Origin of the sequence: Pedobacter sp. MR22-3, assembly GCF_026240075.1 — a bacterium.
In the GTDB taxonomy this organism is placed as follows: Bacteria; Bacteroidota; Bacteroidia; order Sphingobacteriales; family Sphingobacteriaceae; genus Pedobacter.
In genome coordinates this window covers 571,758-587,666 of the sequence record NZ_JAPIVF010000004.1, presented here as the reverse complement: position 1 = coordinate 587,666, position 15,909 = coordinate 571,758, and the positions used below count along the sequence as shown (strand labels likewise).

At 38.5% G+C, this 15,909-nt stretch carries 19 protein-coding genes; 6 read left to right on the top strand and 13 right to left on the bottom strand.

The window, feature by feature from the left end; genetic code table 11:
• Positions 1-57: 57 nt before the first annotated feature.
• Both OQ267_RS12345 and OQ267_RS12340 read right to left on the bottom strand, forming a co-directional pair.
• Complete coding sequence (locus tag OQ267_RS12345) at positions 58-1,464, bottom strand: CCA tRNA nucleotidyltransferase (protein WP_088302922.1); 1,407 nt, start codon at positions 1,462-1,464, stop codon at positions 58-60.
• An 84-nt stretch (positions 1,465-1,548) separates the two neighbouring features.
• Complete coding sequence (locus OQ267_RS12340; protein WP_265836160.1) at positions 1,549-2,115, bottom strand: L-threonylcarbamoyladenylate synthase; 567 nt, start codon at positions 2,113-2,115, stop codon at positions 1,549-1,551.
• A gap of 192 nt (positions 2,116-2,307) precedes the next feature.
• On the opposite strand from OQ267_RS12340, the gene OQ267_RS12335 reads away from it, so the two are divergent.
• Complete coding sequence (locus OQ267_RS12335) at positions 2,308-2,874, top strand: DUF4136 domain-containing protein (protein WP_088302920.1); 567 nt, start codon at positions 2,308-2,310, stop codon at positions 2,872-2,874.
• Here OQ267_RS12335 and OQ267_RS12330 read toward each other — a convergent pair.
• Together OQ267_RS12330 and OQ267_RS12325 are read right to left on the bottom strand one after the other, a co-directional pair.
• Positions 2,867-3,994, bottom strand: a complete 1,128-nt coding sequence (locus OQ267_RS12330) for a glycosyltransferase family 4 protein (RefSeq protein ID WP_265836159.1) — start codon at positions 3,992-3,994, stop codon at positions 2,867-2,869. The two genes, OQ267_RS12335 and OQ267_RS12330, sit on opposite strands and share 8 nt — an antisense overlap.
• Positions 3,995-4,072: 78 nt before the next feature.
• On the bottom strand, positions 4,073-4,891 hold the full coding sequence (locus OQ267_RS12325) for a 2,3,4,5-tetrahydropyridine-2,6-dicarboxylate N-succinyltransferase (RefSeq protein WP_029283273.1): 819 nt from the start codon (positions 4,889-4,891) through the stop codon (positions 4,073-4,075).
• A gap of 206 nt (positions 4,892-5,097) precedes the next feature.
• Here OQ267_RS12325 and OQ267_RS12320 point away from each other — a divergent pair, with 206 nt between their 5' ends.
• On the top strand, positions 5,098-5,499 hold the full coding sequence (locus OQ267_RS12320) for an RNA-binding S4 domain-containing protein (RefSeq protein WP_265836158.1): 402 nt from the start codon (positions 5,098-5,100) through the stop codon (positions 5,497-5,499).
• A 49-nt stretch (positions 5,500-5,548) separates the two neighbouring features.
• On the opposite strand, the gene OQ267_RS12315 is transcribed toward OQ267_RS12320, so the two are convergent.
• The 3 genes from OQ267_RS12315 to OQ267_RS12305 all read right to left on the bottom strand — a co-directional run bounded on the left by OQ267_RS12315 (position 5,549) and on the right by OQ267_RS12305 (position 7,521).
• Entirely contained in the window at positions 5,549-6,322 is a 774-nt protein-coding gene (locus tag OQ267_RS12315) for an EcsC family protein (protein ID WP_265836157.1), read from the bottom strand.
• A gap of 53 nt (positions 6,323-6,375) precedes the next feature.
• Positions 6,376-6,855, bottom strand: a complete 480-nt coding sequence (locus tag OQ267_RS12310; RefSeq protein WP_265836156.1) for a nucleoside deaminase — start codon at positions 6,853-6,855, stop codon at positions 6,376-6,378.
• Between the two features lie 66 nt (positions 6,856-6,921).
• Positions 6,922-7,521, bottom strand: coding sequence for an OmpH family outer membrane protein (locus tag OQ267_RS12305; protein WP_088302915.1), 600 nt, complete (start codon positions 7,519-7,521; stop codon positions 6,922-6,924).
• Between the two features lie 403 nt (positions 7,522-7,924).
• On the opposite strand from OQ267_RS12305, the gene OQ267_RS12300 reads away from it, so the two are divergent.
• The 3 genes from OQ267_RS12300 (at position 7,925) to gyrB (ending at position 10,851) form a co-directional block, all read left to right on the top strand.
• A complete protein-coding gene (locus OQ267_RS12300; RefSeq protein ID WP_265836155.1) occupies positions 7,925-8,311 on the top strand; it encodes a hypothetical protein in 387 nt (128 codons plus the stop codon).
• A 55-nt stretch (positions 8,312-8,366) separates the two neighbouring features.
• Positions 8,367-8,750 carry a VOC family protein gene (locus OQ267_RS12295; protein ID WP_265818740.1) on the top strand — a complete coding sequence of 128 codons (384 nt, stop codon included), beginning with the start codon at positions 8,367-8,369 and terminating at the stop codon, positions 8,748-8,750.
• 142 nt (positions 8,751-8,892) lie between these two features.
• The gene (gene gyrB / locus OQ267_RS12290; RefSeq protein WP_088302911.1) at positions 8,893-10,851 is read left to right on the top strand and encodes a DNA topoisomerase (ATP-hydrolyzing) subunit B; all 1,959 of its coding nucleotides are present in this window, start codon (positions 8,893-8,895) and stop codon (positions 10,849-10,851) included.
• A gap of 116 nt (positions 10,852-10,967) precedes the next feature.
• On the opposite strand, the gene truA is transcribed toward gyrB, so the two are convergent.
• Positions 10,968-11,768: a tRNA pseudouridine(38-40) synthase TruA gene (truA, locus tag OQ267_RS12285; protein WP_265836154.1), complete on the bottom strand. Its 801-nt coding sequence runs from the start codon at positions 11,766-11,768 to the stop codon at positions 10,968-10,970.
• Between the two features lie 74 nt (positions 11,769-11,842).
• On the opposite strand from truA, the gene OQ267_RS12280 reads away from it, so the two are divergent.
• A complete protein-coding gene (locus tag OQ267_RS12280) occupies positions 11,843-12,223 on the top strand; it encodes a YchJ family protein (protein ID WP_265836153.1) in 381 nt (126 codons plus the stop codon).
• Positions 12,224-12,235: 12 nt separating this feature from the next.
• Here OQ267_RS12280 and OQ267_RS12275 read toward each other — a convergent pair whose 3' ends face one another.
• Genes OQ267_RS12275 through OQ267_RS12255 form a run of 5 tightly spaced genes read right to left on the bottom strand, consistent with a single transcriptional unit; the run spans position 12,236 to position 15,877 of the window.
• The gene (locus tag OQ267_RS12275) at positions 12,236-13,048 is read right to left on the bottom strand and encodes an alpha/beta hydrolase (protein WP_265836152.1); all 813 of its coding nucleotides are present in this window, start codon (positions 13,046-13,048) and stop codon (positions 12,236-12,238) included.
• Positions 13,049-13,076: 28 nt separating this feature from the next.
• On the bottom strand, positions 13,077-13,484 hold the full coding sequence (locus tag OQ267_RS12270) for a hypothetical protein (protein ID WP_265836151.1): 408 nt from the start codon (positions 13,482-13,484) through the stop codon (positions 13,077-13,079).
• Between the two features lie 2 nt (positions 13,485-13,486).
• Complete coding sequence (mazG, locus tag OQ267_RS12265; protein ID WP_265836150.1) at positions 13,487-14,293, bottom strand: nucleoside triphosphate pyrophosphohydrolase; 807 nt, start codon at positions 14,291-14,293, stop codon at positions 13,487-13,489.
• A gap of 8 nt (positions 14,294-14,301) precedes the next feature.
• Positions 14,302-14,751: a hypothetical protein gene (locus OQ267_RS12260; protein WP_265836149.1), complete on the bottom strand. Its 450-nt coding sequence runs from the start codon at positions 14,749-14,751 to the stop codon at positions 14,302-14,304.
• A gap of 16 nt (positions 14,752-14,767) precedes the next feature.
• Positions 14,768-15,877, bottom strand: a complete 1,110-nt coding sequence (locus OQ267_RS12255) for an AI-2E family transporter (RefSeq protein ID WP_088302905.1) — start codon at positions 15,875-15,877, stop codon at positions 14,768-14,770.
• Positions 15,878-15,909 lie beyond the last annotated feature (32 nt).

Here is a 15,909-nt window from a genome sequence, read left to right as displayed (position 1 = left end):
ACGACAAACATCATCTCTTCTCAGCAGCACCTCAAAGATGGTATTTGGTCAATTAAATTATTTAAGAACAGGATTTAATCCCATTTGTTTTGCCTGATTCAGCATAAAATCAAATGCTTCCTGGTAGTCATTTTTAATCTCTCCTTCCAGAATAGCTTCGCGAATGGCATTTTTAATCAAGCCCACTTCCTTGCCGGCATCAAGTCCAAAAGTAACCATAATATCGTTTCCGGTGATAGGAGGCTGCCAATTCCGGATTTTATCGCGCTCTTCTACATCTTTAAGCTTTTGTTTAACTAACTCAAAGTTGTTCCTGTATTTGGTTTTTTTGTATTCATTTTTGGTTGTAACATCGGCATTACAGAGCAGCATTAAGCTTTCTATTTCTTCGCCGGCATCAAACAAGAGCCTTCTTACCGCAGAATCTGTAACCGTTTCCTGTGCCAGCACAATTGGCCTTAGGTGTAACTGAACGAGTTTCTGAACGAATTTCATTTTTTCATTCAGCGGAAGTTTTAGTTGCGCAAAGATTTTCGGAACCATTCTGGCACCTTTATCTTCGTGCCCGTGAAAGGTCCAGCCATGGCCTTCCTCAAAACGTTTGGTTGCCGGCTTGGCAATGTCGTGAAGAATAGCTGCCCAGCGTAACCATAAATCATCGGTATACATACAGATATTATCCAATACTTCTAAGGTATGGTAAAAATTATCCTTATGACCTTTGCCTTTGATGATTTCGACGCCGTACAGCTGTGCCATTTGCGGAAAAATGATTTGTAACAGGCCGGTATCAAAAAGATGTTTAAACCCGATGGATGGTTTGGCGGATAAAATAATTTTATTCAGCTCATCGGTGATCCGTTCTTTGGATACGATGGCAATCCGTTCTTTTTGTGTTTTGATGGCATTTAATGCCGCCGGATCTATTTTGAAATCAAGCTGTGAAGCGAAACGAATTGCCCTCATCATCCTCAAGGGATCGTCAGAAAAAGTAATTTCAGGATCAAGCGGTGTGCGGATGAATTTACTTCTTAAATCTGTTAAGCCGTCAAAGGGATCCAGTAATTGGCCAAAATGAGCAGCATTGAGGTTAATGGCCAATGCGTTAATGGTGAAGTCACGACGCAGCTGGTCATCTTCCAGCGTTCCATCTTCCACTATTGGTTTCCGTGATTCTGACCTGTAAGATTCTTTCCGCGCACCCACAAATTCAACCTCTAAATCCTGGAACTTAATATTGGCTGTACCAAAATTTTTAAAAACAGCTACTTTGGTGTTCAATTTTTTAGCTACAGCCTCTGCATAGGTTATTCCGCTCCCTACCACTACAACATCAATATCTTTAGAAGGGCGGTTCAGAAAAAGATCACGAACAAAACCTCCAATGACATAAGCTTCAATATGGTATTGATCGGCTATAGCGGAAAGGGTTTTAAATATTGGATTTTGTAAGTGTTGTTGCATGGATATTTATAGTAGCTGTTAAAAGCATTTGTTTGTTATGAAACAAATCTTTAAAACCAGGATAAAAAAACAAAAGTAATAAAATTACTTACGAATAAATTCAAATTGCCCGCCAGCTGAAAGTTTCATGATGGTAGATGGCTTCTTGTGACTTCTGTTTTCCTGTTCGAAATCGACGACGTAATCTACTGCTGCTAAAATTTCAGGATCAATGTCGTCGAAATATTTTGGTGAGGGTTTTCCGCTTAAATTGGCAGAGGTGGAGACAATGGGTTTACGAAAACGCTGGAGCAATGGGGTACAGAAATCGTGTTTCACTATACGGATACCCACACTGCCATCGGCATTGATGACATTGGCTGCTAAATTCTTGGCGTCGGAGAAAATAATGGTAAGCGGATTTTCAGCGTATTCCATCAAATCATACGCCACATCCGGAATTTCCTTCACATAACTTTGAATTTTACTGTCCACATCGAGCAATACAATCAGGCTTTTTTCTGCCGGGCGGTTTTTAATTTTAAGTAATTTATCTACAGCTTCCTGATTAGTTGCATCGCAGCCTAAACCCCAGATGGTATCTGTAGGATAAAGAATTACCCCACCATTTTTCAGCACTTCCAACGCTTTATTAATTTCCTCTCTTAGCATATACAAAGGTAATTTTTTAGTTGAAATGTTAAATATTGATCAATCGTTAATTATTTAACATTTGCCTTAAAACTTTCTGTTTTATCACACGTTCTATCCAAACAATCTGATTGTAAAATTATACCTGTTTTAAAGAAATTAACATTAAATTTTATTATTTTTAATATCGGTTATTTAAATGAAACAACACAAATGAAAACAATTAAAAATGTATTAATGCTGTTTACTGTCGTAATCGCATTAGCCGGATGTTCGAGTCTCCGTACTGCATCTGATTATGATAAAAATGCTGACTTCAATCGTTATAAAACGTATAACTTTTATGATAAGGGAATCGCAAGAGTGAAATTAAATAATCTGGATAAAAGGCGCCTGATGGCTGCTGTAGAAACCGAGATGAATGCCAAAGGGTTTACAAAATCTGACCGCCCTGATATGCTGGTGAATTTAGTGGTTGTTGCCAGAGAAAAAACCGACGTTTACGGTCCTGCCTATTACGGTGGCTGGGGTTGGGGCGGCGGCTGGGGCTGGCGTGGTGGTTGGGGTTCTCCTTTCTGGGGTGGTGGCAACTATGTTAACCAATACATTGAAGGTACCATTATCATCGATTTCTTAGATCCGGCTAAAAAAGAGTTATTCTGGCATGGAAGAGGAAGCGGGTTTAATTTAGATAACTTAAAGAAAAGAGAAGAACGCCTGTATACAGGGGTTAAAGAAATTTTAGCGCAATATCCACCAAATGCATTGGCGGCTAAGTAGTGGAAGGGCTTAACAAATTGATATAGCAATCCATTAATTGCTGCGTAACATTAGGGCTGTTGAATTTTTGAACAAATTCCAGCCCTTTTTCTTTCATCTCTTTTTGTAGTGCAGGATTACCCAATACACAGTTAATTGCAGTGCTTAAGTCATTCACATTTGTTGGATCGACATAAATGCTGTCAGGGCCACCGGCTTCTTCCAAACAGGAACCTGTAGCAGCAATAACCGGCACACCTGAATATAAGGCTTCGATAATCGGAATGCCGAAACCTTCATAAAAGGACGGATAAACAAATAAATCTGCCAGTTGGTAAATGCCCGGTAAATCTGCAAAAGGAATGTTCTGTAGAAAAATGACCCTTTTGTTCAGGCCGAGTTTTTCAATTTCCTTTTTAACGGTTTTGAAATAGCCTGTCTTTTTTCCAATTACAACCAGCTTATAATCTTCATCCACATTTTTTAATGCCTGAACGATTAGGTTAAGGTTTTTACGTTCCTCAATTGTTCCTACATTTAAAATGAATTTTTCAGGAAGTTTATACTTTAAACTAATTCTTTTCAGTGTTGAATCATCAAATGGGTTTTTGAATATATCATCGCAGCTCTGATAAATTACCTCAATTTTATCTGGGTTGATGTTGTAAAATTCAATGATGTCGGCCTTTGTTTTCTCACTGATGGCGATGATCTGATCTGCCCTTTTGCAAGCAGATTTACTTTTCCATTTGTAGAGTTTACTGTCGATAAACTGATAGTATTGCGGGAAACGGAGGAAAATTAAATCATGAATGGTAACGACGGATTTAATCCGGGTATGCTGAATGGCGAAAGGTATTTCGTGACTTAAACCATGAAACAATTGTACCTGATCGCGGGCAAGGTCTTTAACAATATTCAGACTTCTCCACAGAAAACCACCATCTTGAGGTAGTTTTAGCCTAATGTTTTCTTTTTCGAGGAAGGTATCAATTTGACCGGCACTTTTTACTTTAGGGGAATAAACCAAATATTGATGCTCAGGATACTGGCGGGCAAGAGATTCAATTAAAGAACGGCTATAATTACCCAGTCCGGTTAAATTATTTGCGGCACGTTTACCATCGAAACCGATTTTCATAAGGGTGAAAGGTTTAAGGTAGAAGGCTTAAGGCTTTGGGTGTTGCCTTACACCCTAAACCCCATACCTTAAACCATTTTATACTGCTACATTATTTTCTCTCAACGCATCGTTAAGTGAGGTTTTCTTATCTGTACTTTCTTTACGTTTACCAATGATTAAAGCACAAGGAACCTGGTATTCGCCTGAAGGGAATTTCTTCGTATAACTACCTGGAATCACGACAGAACGTGCTGGTACCACACCTTTATATTCCACCGGCGTTGGACCAGTTACATCTATAATTTTAGTAGATGCGGTTAATACTACGTTAGCACCCAATACCGCCTCGCGCTCTACTTTAACACCTTCAACAACAATTGCTCTTGAACCTAAAAATGCATCATCTTCGATAATCACTGGCGCAGCCTGAACAGGTTCTAAAACACCGCCAATACCTACACCACCACTTAAGTGAACACGTTTGCCAATTTGTGCACATGAGCCTACCGTAGCCCAGGTATCAACCATTGTACCCTCGTCTACATAAGCGCCAATATTAATGTAAGATGGCATCATAATCACACCTTTTGCTAAATACGAACCGTAACGGGCACTGGCCATTGGCACCACACGTACACCGGTTGCTTTATAATCGGTTTTTAAATCCATTTTATCATGGTATACAAAAGGACCGCTCTTAATTTCCTTCATCTCACGAATCGGGAAGTATAGGATTACAGCTTTCTTTACCCACTCATTAATGCCCCATGAATTTAGAACTGGTTCAGCGACACGAATTTCACCTTTATCCAAACCCTGAATAATGGTTTCGATCGCTTCGCAATAATTGCTATATTTTAAAAGGGTTCTATCTTCCCAGGCGGCTTCAATTAATTTCTTTAAATCTGAATACATGATGTTTTTAAATTTTACGCAAAATAAATCAATTTTTGCTTATTAAAGGGCTAATTGTTTAAATTGTTTGTTCCTTGTTAAGGTGAAAGATTGCTAAATTGTCAGATTGTTGGAATTGCTGCCCAGGGAAAAAGATTTTAGAGGTTGTTAGCGTTAAGGATTTAACAATAAATCAATTTAACAATTTTACCGTATTTTTGAATTTTATGGGAGAGACAGAGAAACTTAGAATTGATAAATATTTATGGGCGATCAGGTTGTTCAAAACCCGAAGTCTGGCTACAGATGCCTGTAAGGCAGGGCGCGTAAAACTGAAAGGGCAAAATATCAAGCCATCAGCGATTGTTAAAATCGGCGATGTTTATCAGGTATCAAAAGGAATAGAAAAAAAAGTAATTGAGGTGGTAGACTTTTCTTATAACAGAACAGATTCTCCGACAGCTTTAACCAAGTACAAAGATTTAACTCCGGTTGAAGAAACCCATGCTTTTAAATCTGCCTTTCATGCGCCTAGCTTAAAGCGTGATCGTGGTGCGGGCCGTCCGACAAAAAAGGATAGGCGTGAGACCGATGATCTGATCAGTGGAATGTTTGAAGAAGAAGATTAGTTAGCCATCAGTCTGGAGTCCGAAATTCATAGGCATGAGACTAGGAAAATCAATTCCCTTTTGTGATTTTGAAATTGCTGGTTGGCTCATGACTTAAAGTTATAGACTGAAGATTAAAATAACGCATGCGATAACTCATCATGGCAGTTTTGCCCAGTTTCTCGATCAGTTTATAATTTGCAACTGCTCCAACTGCGGCACCAATAAAGGGTAACATCTGCGCCAGTTTCGCCAGATCAATATAGTCACGATATTGCTGTTGGAAGGTAAGCCAGTCAAATTCATCGATATTTGTGGGTAATTGATGCGCTTTATCGTCCCAGTCCTGCATTTTCAAAAATATGTTCATACTTTCTTCCTTACTGGAAAAAGCCAGTTGAAAGACGTGTAGAATGTACAGTCGTTCACGGTAATCTTTCACATCGTAGCCATACAAGGCAGCAATATCAAAAAGCATTTTCATTTTAATGCCCAATAGCAAAGGGAAATCAGCCAGACTCATTAAAAAGCCACCTGCACCGGTAATGCCACCTTCGGCAGCACCGGTTTTTTTGTAGGTGTCTATTTTCTGATTAATTAAGGCCTCACGGTGCATCAGTGTTAAATCGGTAACAGGCTTTGCGGTTGTAAAAGTTGATCCAAAAAGCACCGCCTTCACCATTTGTTTTATAGCCGTGGTAATGGCACTATGAATTTTATCCGGAATATAACTGTTGATCCTCTTCTGAACGGTATCCGTAACTTTATTCAAAAATGAAGATTTCTGTAAAGTTTTAAATTTCCAAAAATCCAGTTCACTGGTTATCTTTTGTTCGTAAGTCATGGGTCATATTTAATATTCAGACATTAACTGGCGCGAATTGTTTCTGTATCAGGTTAATATTTGATGCTTAGCGGTGAAGTTTCCCAAAGCTTAAATGCCTGTAAAGCTTCGTTGCGCATCATTTGAACCAATGGTAATGATCTTTTTTCCATTGGCTTATCCAGTTCTTCATAGATAAATTTATCGCTAAAACCGATATTTTCTGCGTCAGTTTTGGTATTGGCATAATAAATAGTGTCAATTTTTGCCCAGTAAATGGCACCTAGACACATGGGGCAAGGTTCGCAACTGGTATAAATGACACAGCCATCCAAATCAAAAGTATTGAGTTGAGCACAAGCCAAACGAATGGCAGAAACCTCGGCATGTGCAGTTGGATCATTGGTTGACGTCACTTTATTGGCTGAGCCTGCAATAAATTTTCCGTCTTTTACAATAACAGCACCAAACGGCCCGCCAATATTTTCTGTTACATTTTCAACAGATAACGCAATGGCCATCTTCATAAATTCTTCGTGTTTTTGATTCTCCATATTAAATGATGACACAAAAAAAATGCCCCGATTACCCGGAGCATTTTTTATTAGATATATTAGTAATTATTTTTTAGTGTATTCGGCATTCAATCCTTTAATTACATCAGAAGTAATATCAAGAGATTCATCTGCAAAAAGAATTGCACTGTTACCTTTAGAGTAAGTTAACACCATTTTATAACCTTTTTCTTTCGAGTAGGTTTTTAAGTAACCTGCTACTTTATCATAAAGTTTTTCAGTTTCTACAGCCTGCTCATTTTGTAAAGCACCGCCAGCATTTTGCTGATAAGCCTGTAATTCCTGACCTTTTCTGCCTAAACGCTCCTCAGTAGTTTTGCGCTGATCAGCTGAAAGTGTGCCTGCAGACTGTTGGTATTGCGTTACTTCACGTTGGTATGCTTGTTGTTTTGATTGCAGATCTGACTGCGCATCTTTGGTTTTTTTCTCAAATTTATTTTTAAGGTCTTTATAATATTCGTACTTGGTTAATAAAGAATCCTGGTTAACAAATACTATTTTTTCGTTAACAGAAACTGCTGCAGTAGTGCTATCTGTCTTTTTAGTTTCAGTGGTTTTAGTGTCTTTGTTTTGGCATGCAGAAAATGCTGTGATTAAAGCAGCTGTAGCAAATAAACCAAAGGTTTTAAAGGTTTTTCTTTCCATTATTGTTTAATAAATTTTAACAAACTTATAGAAATTAGTTTTTAAATGCAATTAAGAGTTATGTATAGGGCCAGCCGAATTAAATTAATGGCTAAAGATGATTTGGAAAGCAGGTATGTTTTTCCTGTTTCCGCTAATTGCTTTATGTTGCTCGTCAACTTTAAAAGGCAGGAGTGCGAGTTCGTTTTTACTGCATTTAGGTGCTTGGTTGAAGCTAATTGCCGGGCGTATCGCGGCTAAAATTATTTTTTAATGAGAGCTGAAATTTGAGGCGGAATTAAAGCATAGGTTAGTGCTTAAAAATCTGTTAACGGCTAGTGATAAGTAGGTTAAAGAAAATATTTATGATGTTGCACATTTGGATTTATGGATATATTCTTAGCTTTACTTTAAATAAAAAACAATGAAAACATTCTTCACCTTTTTGATTGCGCTGGGAGTGGGCATCTCTGTGCAGGCACAAACCTATAAGCCTGTAACCAGTAAAAACAAAACCTATTTGGCTACCGTAAAAGGATTAACTTATACTTATAAGAATGGGGTAGTCACTTTAAAAAATAACGGTCAGTATGATTTAGGTACGGTTAGTATTACTGCTACGTCTAAGACAGATCCAAACCTGTTTGGAATTGCCCTATTTGAAGATGGCCTTGATAAGGGGGTGGAAGTAAAGTCAGAAGTTTATTTCACCACAGTTAAAGGCGTCAAAACCATCGAAATTCCGTTAAATAAAATTGATCAGAAAAATTTGGTTTTCACCTTTGACAAAGCAACAAGGGCGCAACGCTAATTTGGTTAACACGCAATTTATAAATCTTTCCATATTACAAAGCTGAGTATACCGTATGAAAACAACATTTAACCTGGATACCATCATATTTTATGTACAGGATGTAGAAAATTTAAAGACCTTTTATTCTGCTATTTTTGGTTTTGAAGTGGTAGAAGCATTCGAATCTACCTGGGCACTGCTTTCTGCTGGAGATGGTAAAATAGGTCTTCATCAAATCGGAGCAGATTACCTGGATAAAAGTAAAGGCGCATTTAAGTTTGACAGCAATACAAAAATTGTTTTTAACATTGATCAGGATATTCATGCACTCCGAACTCATTTGATGGATCAGGGTGTGGAGATGAGGGAGGTTAAAACTTTTGATGCTTATGATTATTGGTTATGTGACGGGGTAGATCCGGAAGGAAATGTTTTCCAGTTGAAACAGCAGAAATAATCTGCCACGATGCTCATCTTCATCATCTGTGGGGGATATATGGGTTCATAAAACCTTTTTTAACTGAGGGTACATTTATCCACATATTAGTTTAAATGCCAAATATTCCGTATTTTTGATACTTATAGTTTTTAAATAAAATATGAGCGAAGAACAGGATTTAAAGTCAAATTATTCGGCAGATAATATACAGGTTTTAGAAGGTTTGGAAGCAGTGCGGAAGCGCCCTTCGATGTATATAGGTGATACGGGTGTGAAGGGTTTACACCACTTGGTTTACGAGGTTGTGGATAACTCTATTGATGAGGCTTTAGCCGGTCATGCAGATACAATCGACGTTAGAATTTTAGAAGGAAATGCCATCCGGGTTGAAGATAACGGTCGTGGTATTCCTACAGGAATTAATACAAAAGAAAATAAATCGGCGTTGGAAATCGTAATGACGGTTTTGCATGCGGGTGGTAAATTTGATAAAGATACCTACAAAGTTTCCGGTGGTTTACACGGTGTGGGGGTAAGTTGTGTGAATGCATTATCTACCGACTTAAAAGCCGAAGTACACCGTGAAGGTAAAATCTGGATGCAGGAATATAAAATTGGTGTTCCGCAGTATGACGTTAAAGAAGTTGGAACAACTGATAAACGGGGTACGATTGTAACTTTTAGTCCGGATCCAACTATTTTTACCCAGACAACTGAATACAAATACGATACTTTAGCCAGTCGTTTACGCGAACTGGCATTTTTAAATAAAGGAATAAAATTAACCTTAACGGATGAGCGTGAAGCTTTGGAAGACGGCACATTCTTATCAGAAGTTTTTCAATCTGAAGGTGGTTTAAAAGAATTTGTTTCCTTTTTAGATGGAACAAGAGCTTCATTCTTACCGGAACCGATTTATATCGATGGCATTAAAAACGGGGTTCCGGTTGAACTGGCTTTCCAGTATAATGACAGTTATTCAGAAAATGTGCACTCTTATGTAAACAACATTAATACACATGAGGGCGGAACACATATTGCTGGTTTCCGGAGGGGTTTAACCCGTACTTTAAAAAGTTATGCAGATAAGTCAGGTTTGTTAAAGAACCTGAAAATGGAAATTACCGGCGATGACTTTAGAGAAGGGTTAACAGCTGTCGTTTCTGTAAAAGTGCAGGAGCCGCAGTTTGAAGGGCAAACTAAAACCAAACTGGGTAACAGTGAGGTGATGGGTGCTGTAGATATTGCTGTTGGTGAGGCATTGGGTGCTTATCTGGAAGAAAATCCGAAGGAAGCTAAAATGATTGTTAACAAGGTGATTTTAGCGGCAACGGCTCGTGCTGCGGCACGTAAAGCCCGCGAGATGGTTCAGCGTAAGAGCGTAATGGGTGGTTCTGGCTTGCCAGGTAAACTTGCCGATTGCTCTGACAGTGATCCTGTAAAATGTGAAATTTACCTGGTAGAGGGTGACTCGGCGGGTGGTACTGCTAAACAAGGCAGAGATAGAAACATTCAGGCCATTTTACCGCTAAAGGGTAAAATTTTGAACGTAGAGAAGGCTATGGAGCACAAAATCTACGAAAACGATGAGATTAAGAATATGTTCACGGCCATTGGTGTGAGCATTGGTACGCCAGAAGATGATAAGGCTTTGAACTTAACGAAACTGCGTTACCATAAAATCGTGATCATGACGGATGCGGATATCGACGGATCACACATCACCACCCTGATTTTAACATTCTTCTACCGTTATATGAGGGCTTTGATTGAAGCCGGTTATGTTTATATTGCATCACCACCGCTTTATCAGGTTAAAAAAGGTAAAGAATTTGAATATTGCTGGAATGACATACAACGTGATGCGGCTGTACAGCGTTTAAAAGGTGCAGGTAAAGAAGATAGTGTGCACATTCAACGCTATAAAGGTTTGGGTGAAATGAATGCCGAACAACTTTGGGATACCACTTTGAATCCGGCTACGCGTACCTTGTTGCAGGCCACCATTGAAAGTGCTGCAGAGTGTGATCATACTTTCTCTATGTTGATGGGCGATGAAGTGGCCCCACGCAGAGAATTTATTGAGCGCAATGCAAAATATGCAAAGATTGACGCTTAACAAGAGCTGAAAGCTTAGACATAAAACTGATAAAACCCTCTTCAAGTTAAAACTTGGAGAGGGTTTTTTATTTATCAGGCGCTATTAAAATAAATTGGCAACGATAAATGCAAGAACTAAATTGATTTCCAATCTGTTCCCTGCATAGCGGTAAGAAACGTTGTTCTCGGCTCTAAATTTAAATAGGGATAAGTAACCTTCGAGAGGTATAAGCCGGTGGGATGTGCCGGATTTAATGTTTTAGGTGTTTCCAGGTTGATTAAAAGACTTTCGAATTCATCCAGACTCAATTCACCTTTGCCAATTCGGAGTAATTTACCCATCAAGATTCTAATCATTTTGCTCAGGAAACGGTTGCTTGCAATATGAAACCGAATGCGATCGCCCTTTGCGTTCATGAATAAATCTGCCTCCATCACGTTGCAAATGGTATGTTCGTATTTATTCGGCTGGGTACAAAAAGCCCGGTAATCCTTATAAATTGGTAATAAACTAACCGCCTTTTTCATGCTGAGCAAGTCAAGGTTTGATTCTAAATAAAGAGAACTCTGATTAGCCAGGAAAGGATCTTTGTACGTGTGGATAAAATAATCATATCTACGCTGAACGGCATCAAAACGGGCATGCGGCAAACCTTCCATTTTAAAAATATCAAAAATGGCAATGTTTTGTGGTAAGGCTTTATTCAGACGATAGGCCAGATCAAATTCAAATTCCTGTTGAATATCTGCATGAAAGAAAAACTGACTGGCATGTACATGGGCATCCGTTCTTCCACAACCAATTATGGCGATAGGGGTTTTGAAAATTTTCAGCAGTGCCTTTTCAATTACCTCTTGTACACTAATGGCACCCGGCTGTTTTTGCCATCCATTATAGTGTTGTCCCTGGTAGGCAATATGGAAGAAATATCTCATTTTTACATTGCAATTTTAATCAAATTTTATCAGAGCAGGTATTAAAATCCTAATTTTGCAATTCACATTAAGTTATGAATGTTATAAAATGCCCTTGCAGTAGTGGCCTGGATTACAAAAACTGTTGTCAGCCTTATCATCTCAGGGCTGTTGCGGCACCCACCGTAACGGCTTTAATGCGTTCGAGATATGCTGCTTTTGTATTGGCTGATGCAGATTATCTTTTTGAAACGACACACTTCAGTAAACGTAAAGGGAATTCAAGAGATTCCTATCTGAAAAGTGCAAAAAATACCAAATGGGTGAAACTGGAAATTATTGCAGCTGATTCTACTACTGTAGAATTTAAAGCTTTCTATCTCAATAAAAGGTTTCAAACAGCCGTGCTTCATGAAAAATCAAGCTTCAAATTAGAAGATGGGAAATGGTATTATGTTGATGGAATTTTCTATTAATACATCTTTCAGTTATTTTTCTCCTAATGTCCATTGAATAGCCTGCGCTTTGGTTGCTTTAAAAATGCTATCATGCTGTTCATCGGGTTCATCAGCATAATGCCATTTCAGGTGCCTGTAATTTTCAGCCTTTAACAAAGCCGCCAACTTTCGCGTATTTTCAGCAATGCCTTTCGTGCCTGAGCCTGCAAACCATAACCTTTTTTCAGGCCGTGTTAATTTGCTTAAACGATTGTCTGCCATCCTGATCAGGTATTGGTTATTCCACCAGAATGAAGGATCAAAGGCAATATAATTATCAAACATTTCAGGTTTAAGCATTAATGTTTCCATCACAAATAAGCCGGCAAGCGATTCGCCCATTATTCCTCTTTTGCGGGATATGCGATATCGTTTAGCGATTTCAGGAAAAAGCTCATCCTGAATAAAGGCCCTGAATTTTTCAGCACCACCTACAACAGTTGCAATTGTTTTATCTTCTGCAACCTCTGTAAAACCGGTCAGGTCTCTTCTTCTCTGTGTGTTTTCAATCCCAACAAGAATAGTTGGGGGTATACTTTTGGCTTTGATCAGTTTGGCAAATGTTTCCGCTATATGCAGAAAATCTTCCTTTATACCACCGTCTGCCATGTACATCACCGGGAGGTAATCCTTTTTTTTAGTATAGCTTTCAGGAACCCAAACATTAATGGTTCTGGTTTCTCCCATCTTCTCTGTTGTTATGGTGAAAGTATCATGGATGGGAACGGAGTCTCGGAGCAACGAAGCTTTTACATGGCTGATCGGTAAAATGATGATCAGAAAGGTGTAGTAGAAAAATTTCATCTTTATTGATAAGCGTAATGCTGAATATTTAAGCGTCTATATCTAAAGTAATTTCAATTTTTCCGGTAGCTGTTTTGTAAATGTCTAAAGCCACCAGATCTACATTATGGCCCTTGAAAGATTCATTTTCCTGATCTGAAAGTTCCAGAAACTTCTCACGGATTTCGATTAACAATAATTTTCTGGAAAAACCGATGGATGAGTACAAATGAAAAGTCTCAGGATGTTGAAGCGGATAATCTATAGAAATTGCAATATCATGTTCAGGAATTACAATTTCATCCGCATCTGCCAGGTTCAGAATCTCCTCATTTGCACGCAATATATTCACCCATGGAACAATGCCACCAGCTAGGCTTTTCGTATCTGTAACATTGAAAGTGATAATATTCACCAGGTTTCCAGGTGTTGGATGATCATTAAATTCAGGATTCATATCTATAATTTCTTTGCTTCATTCCAATAAATGTCCATCTCAGCAAGTGTCATTTCGGCCAAAGCTTTACCATTTTCTTTGGCTTTATTTTCCAGATACTGAAAGCGTTTAATGAATTTTTTATTGGTTTTCTCCAGGGCATTTTCCGGATTGATGTTTATAAACCGGGCATAATTAATGAGGGAAAAAAGTACATCACCAAATTCTGATTCAGCCTTTTCAATATCTATTGCCGTGTGATCGGTTACATTAAATTCTGCCTTAAATTCCTGAAGTTCTTCTTCTATTTTTTCCCATACCTGGTTTTTATCTTCCCAGTCAAAACCTACTCCGCGTGCTTTTTCCTGAATACGGGAAGCTTTTACCAAAGCAGGAAGTGAAGCCGGAACACCCGCGAGGACAGATTTATTTCCCTCTTTCAGCTTAATTTGCTCCCAATTGCGTTTTACATCTTCTTCATTCTGTACTTCAACATCACCATAAATATGCGGATGGCGATTCACCAATTTATCACAAACCCCATTTAAAACGTCAGTAATGTTAAAGGCACCGGTTTCTGATGCAATACGTGAATAGAAAACCAGGTGCATCATCACATCACCCAGCTCTTTTTTAATTTCATCCAGGTCACCTTCTAAAATGGCATCACTTAATTCATAGGTTTCTTCTATTGTTAAATGACGTAAGGTTTCCATGGTCTGTTTCTTATCCCAGGGGCATTGTGTACGCAGTGTATCCAGTACGGTAAGTAATCTGTCGAAGGCATCGGCCGGTGTATTAGCCGTTGCAGGAATGGGATGATTTGGCATATTGGTTTTTATCTGATGCTAAAGTACCAAACCCAGGCGATTAAGAAAAATTGAAATGGAATTCTAAACCATAAATATTTAATCCCTGGGCCAGACTTAAATAAATTTTCGTAATTAATCCGGTTTTTAGCTGCATAAATATTGGCTGGCAGAATGGTGAACAAAAATATAACTAGTACGATGCCTGTGTACTGGCGGGTACTTTCTACACTTAAACCAATGGCAAATAAAATTTCCAGCACGCCTGTAAATATCACGATTTCTACTTTTTTCGGGATAAATAGCGGAATCATGGCGGCCATAGCCGTTTTAAATTTAAAATGCCCGATAGCCGTAAAGAACAGCATGACCGACATAGCGATATTTCCTGCAAAAATATTTCCTTTATCGAAGGTGGCATGGCCATTAAATGCTAATATGGCCACGTATACCACTATTAAAACAAATAAGGGTTTCATTCAGTAAGTTTTACAATTAATCTTTTTCCTCTAGCTTAATCTTTTTTGTGATCTGATACACGCGCTTTTTCTTTTCAGGCTTATGCTCTTCACCCATTAAAATTCCCCAGGCCTTGAGGTTGTCTACCCGGTCAAATATAATCTTTAACATGGCCAGGTATGGAATACATAAAAACATGCCGGAGATACCCCAGATCATCTCGCCCACAATAATACCAAGAAAAGCAAAAAGGGCATTGATTTTTACTTTGGAGCCTACAACCAATGGCATCAGGATGTTACCATCGATGGCATGGACGCCGATAAATGCAATTAAAACCAGTAAAACTTTACCTGCACCTGCCGTGGCGAAGGTGATTAAACAGCTGACCAGCAAGGCAAAAAAGATGCCCAAATAGGGAACAACATTGAATATGCCTGCCACTAAGCCCAATAGAACTGCATATTTAACGCCCAATAAACTTAAAATGGCAATCATCAAAACGGTTACAATAAGCATTTGCAAAAACAAACCAATGATGTATTTTTTGATGATGTATTGAATCTGACTTACAATTTCAGTTACTTTTTCCTTGTGTTCTTCTTTAAAAACCGAGGTTAAAAAAGTAAACAATACCCTGCGGTAATTTAAAATGAAAAAGGTAAATAATAAGGTAAAGCCTAAAAAGAGCAGGGTAGAAGATAAAGTAGCCAGTGTAGTGGCTACAATCGTTGCGCTGGTGGCCAGTGCTTTTTCTGTACTGTCATTCAGATAAGCCAGTTGCTTTTCTGTATTCACGTGAAAAGTGGTGGAAATCCAATGCTGCAATTCATGAAAAGAAACATTAGCCTTTTGTTTAAGTAAAGGCCAATCTGCCCACAAATCACTTAATTGATTTCCAAAGAAATAAATAATCCCGCTAATAACGGCAATCATCAGAATTACGGCCACTACAGTAGCCAAACCTCTTTTAAGCCTGAACTTATGTTCTAAAAAATGACCAACCGGAAGCAGGAGGATTGCCATCAGGAAAGAAAAAAGTAGAGGTGCCAGAAGCGATTGTCCCAAAATCGCAATATAGGTTAGGCTGATCAGGCAAAAGAGTACCAGGGCCAGCTTAGGCAGAAAGGTAAGTTTTTCTTTCATCGTGTTTTAAATTCAGTTTAATACAAAATGCC

What these genes read in the sequence shown, in the direction of transcription:
- OQ267_RS12320 (WP_265836158.1), top strand. Translation starts at nt 5,098, where the DNA reads ATGGGAGAGACAGAGAAACTTAGAATTGATAAATATTTATGGGCGATC.
- OQ267_RS12300 (WP_265836155.1), top strand. Translation starts at nt 7,925, where the DNA reads ATGAAAACATTCTTCACCTTTTTGATTGCGCTGGGAGTGGGCATCTCT.
- OQ267_RS12335 (WP_088302920.1), top strand. Translation starts at nt 2,308, where the DNA reads ATGAAAACAATTAAAAATGTATTAATGCTGTTTACTGTCGTAATCGCA.
- OQ267_RS12345 (WP_088302922.1), bottom strand. Translation starts at nt 1,464, where the DNA reads ATGCAACAACACTTACAAAATCCAATATTTAAAACCCTTTCCGCTATA.
- OQ267_RS12260 (WP_265836149.1), bottom strand. Translation starts at nt 14,751, where the DNA reads ATGAAACCCTTATTTGTTTTAATAGTGGTATACGTGGCCATATTAGCA.
- gyrB (WP_088302911.1), top strand. Translation starts at nt 8,893, where the DNA reads ATGAGCGAAGAACAGGATTTAAAGTCAAATTATTCGGCAGATAATATA.
- OQ267_RS12325 (WP_029283273.1), bottom strand. Translation starts at nt 4,891, where the DNA reads ATGTATTCAGATTTAAAGAAATTAATTGAAGCCGCCTGGGAAGATAGA.
- OQ267_RS12295 (WP_265818740.1), top strand. Translation starts at nt 8,367, where the DNA reads ATGAAAACAACATTTAACCTGGATACCATCATATTTTATGTACAGGAT.
- OQ267_RS12305 (WP_088302915.1), bottom strand. Translation starts at nt 7,521, where the DNA reads ATGGAAAGAAAAACCTTTAAAACCTTTGGTTTATTTGCTACAGCTGCT.
- OQ267_RS12315 (WP_265836157.1), bottom strand. Translation starts at nt 6,322, where the DNA reads ATGACTTACGAACAAAAGATAACCAGTGAACTGGATTTTTGGAAATTT.
- OQ267_RS12330 (WP_265836159.1), bottom strand. Translation starts at nt 3,994, where the DNA reads ATGAAAATCGGTTTCGATGGTAAACGTGCCGCAAATAATTTAACCGGA.
- OQ267_RS12310 (WP_265836156.1), bottom strand. Translation starts at nt 6,855, where the DNA reads ATGGAGAATCAAAAACACGAAGAATTTATGAAGATGGCCATTGCGTTA.
- mazG (WP_265836150.1), bottom strand. Translation starts at nt 14,293, where the DNA reads ATGCCAAATCATCCCATTCCTGCAACGGCTAATACACCGGCCGATGCC.
- OQ267_RS12270 (WP_265836151.1), bottom strand. Translation starts at nt 13,484, where the DNA reads ATGAATCCTGAATTTAATGATCATCCAACACCTGGAAACCTGGTGAAT.
- truA (WP_265836154.1), bottom strand. Translation starts at nt 11,768, where the DNA reads ATGAGATATTTCTTCCATATTGCCTACCAGGGACAACACTATAATGGA.
- OQ267_RS12340 (WP_265836160.1), bottom strand. Translation starts at nt 2,115, where the DNA reads ATGCTAAGAGAGGAAATTAATAAAGCGTTGGAAGTGCTGAAAAATGGT.
- OQ267_RS12255 (WP_088302905.1), bottom strand. Translation starts at nt 15,877, where the DNA reads ATGAAAGAAAAACTTACCTTTCTGCCTAAGCTGGCCCTGGTACTCTTT.
- OQ267_RS12280 (WP_265836153.1), top strand. Translation starts at nt 11,843, where the DNA reads ATGAATGTTATAAAATGCCCTTGCAGTAGTGGCCTGGATTACAAAAAC.
- OQ267_RS12275 (WP_265836152.1), bottom strand. Translation starts at nt 13,048, where the DNA reads ATGAAATTTTTCTACTACACCTTTCTGATCATCATTTTACCGATCAGC.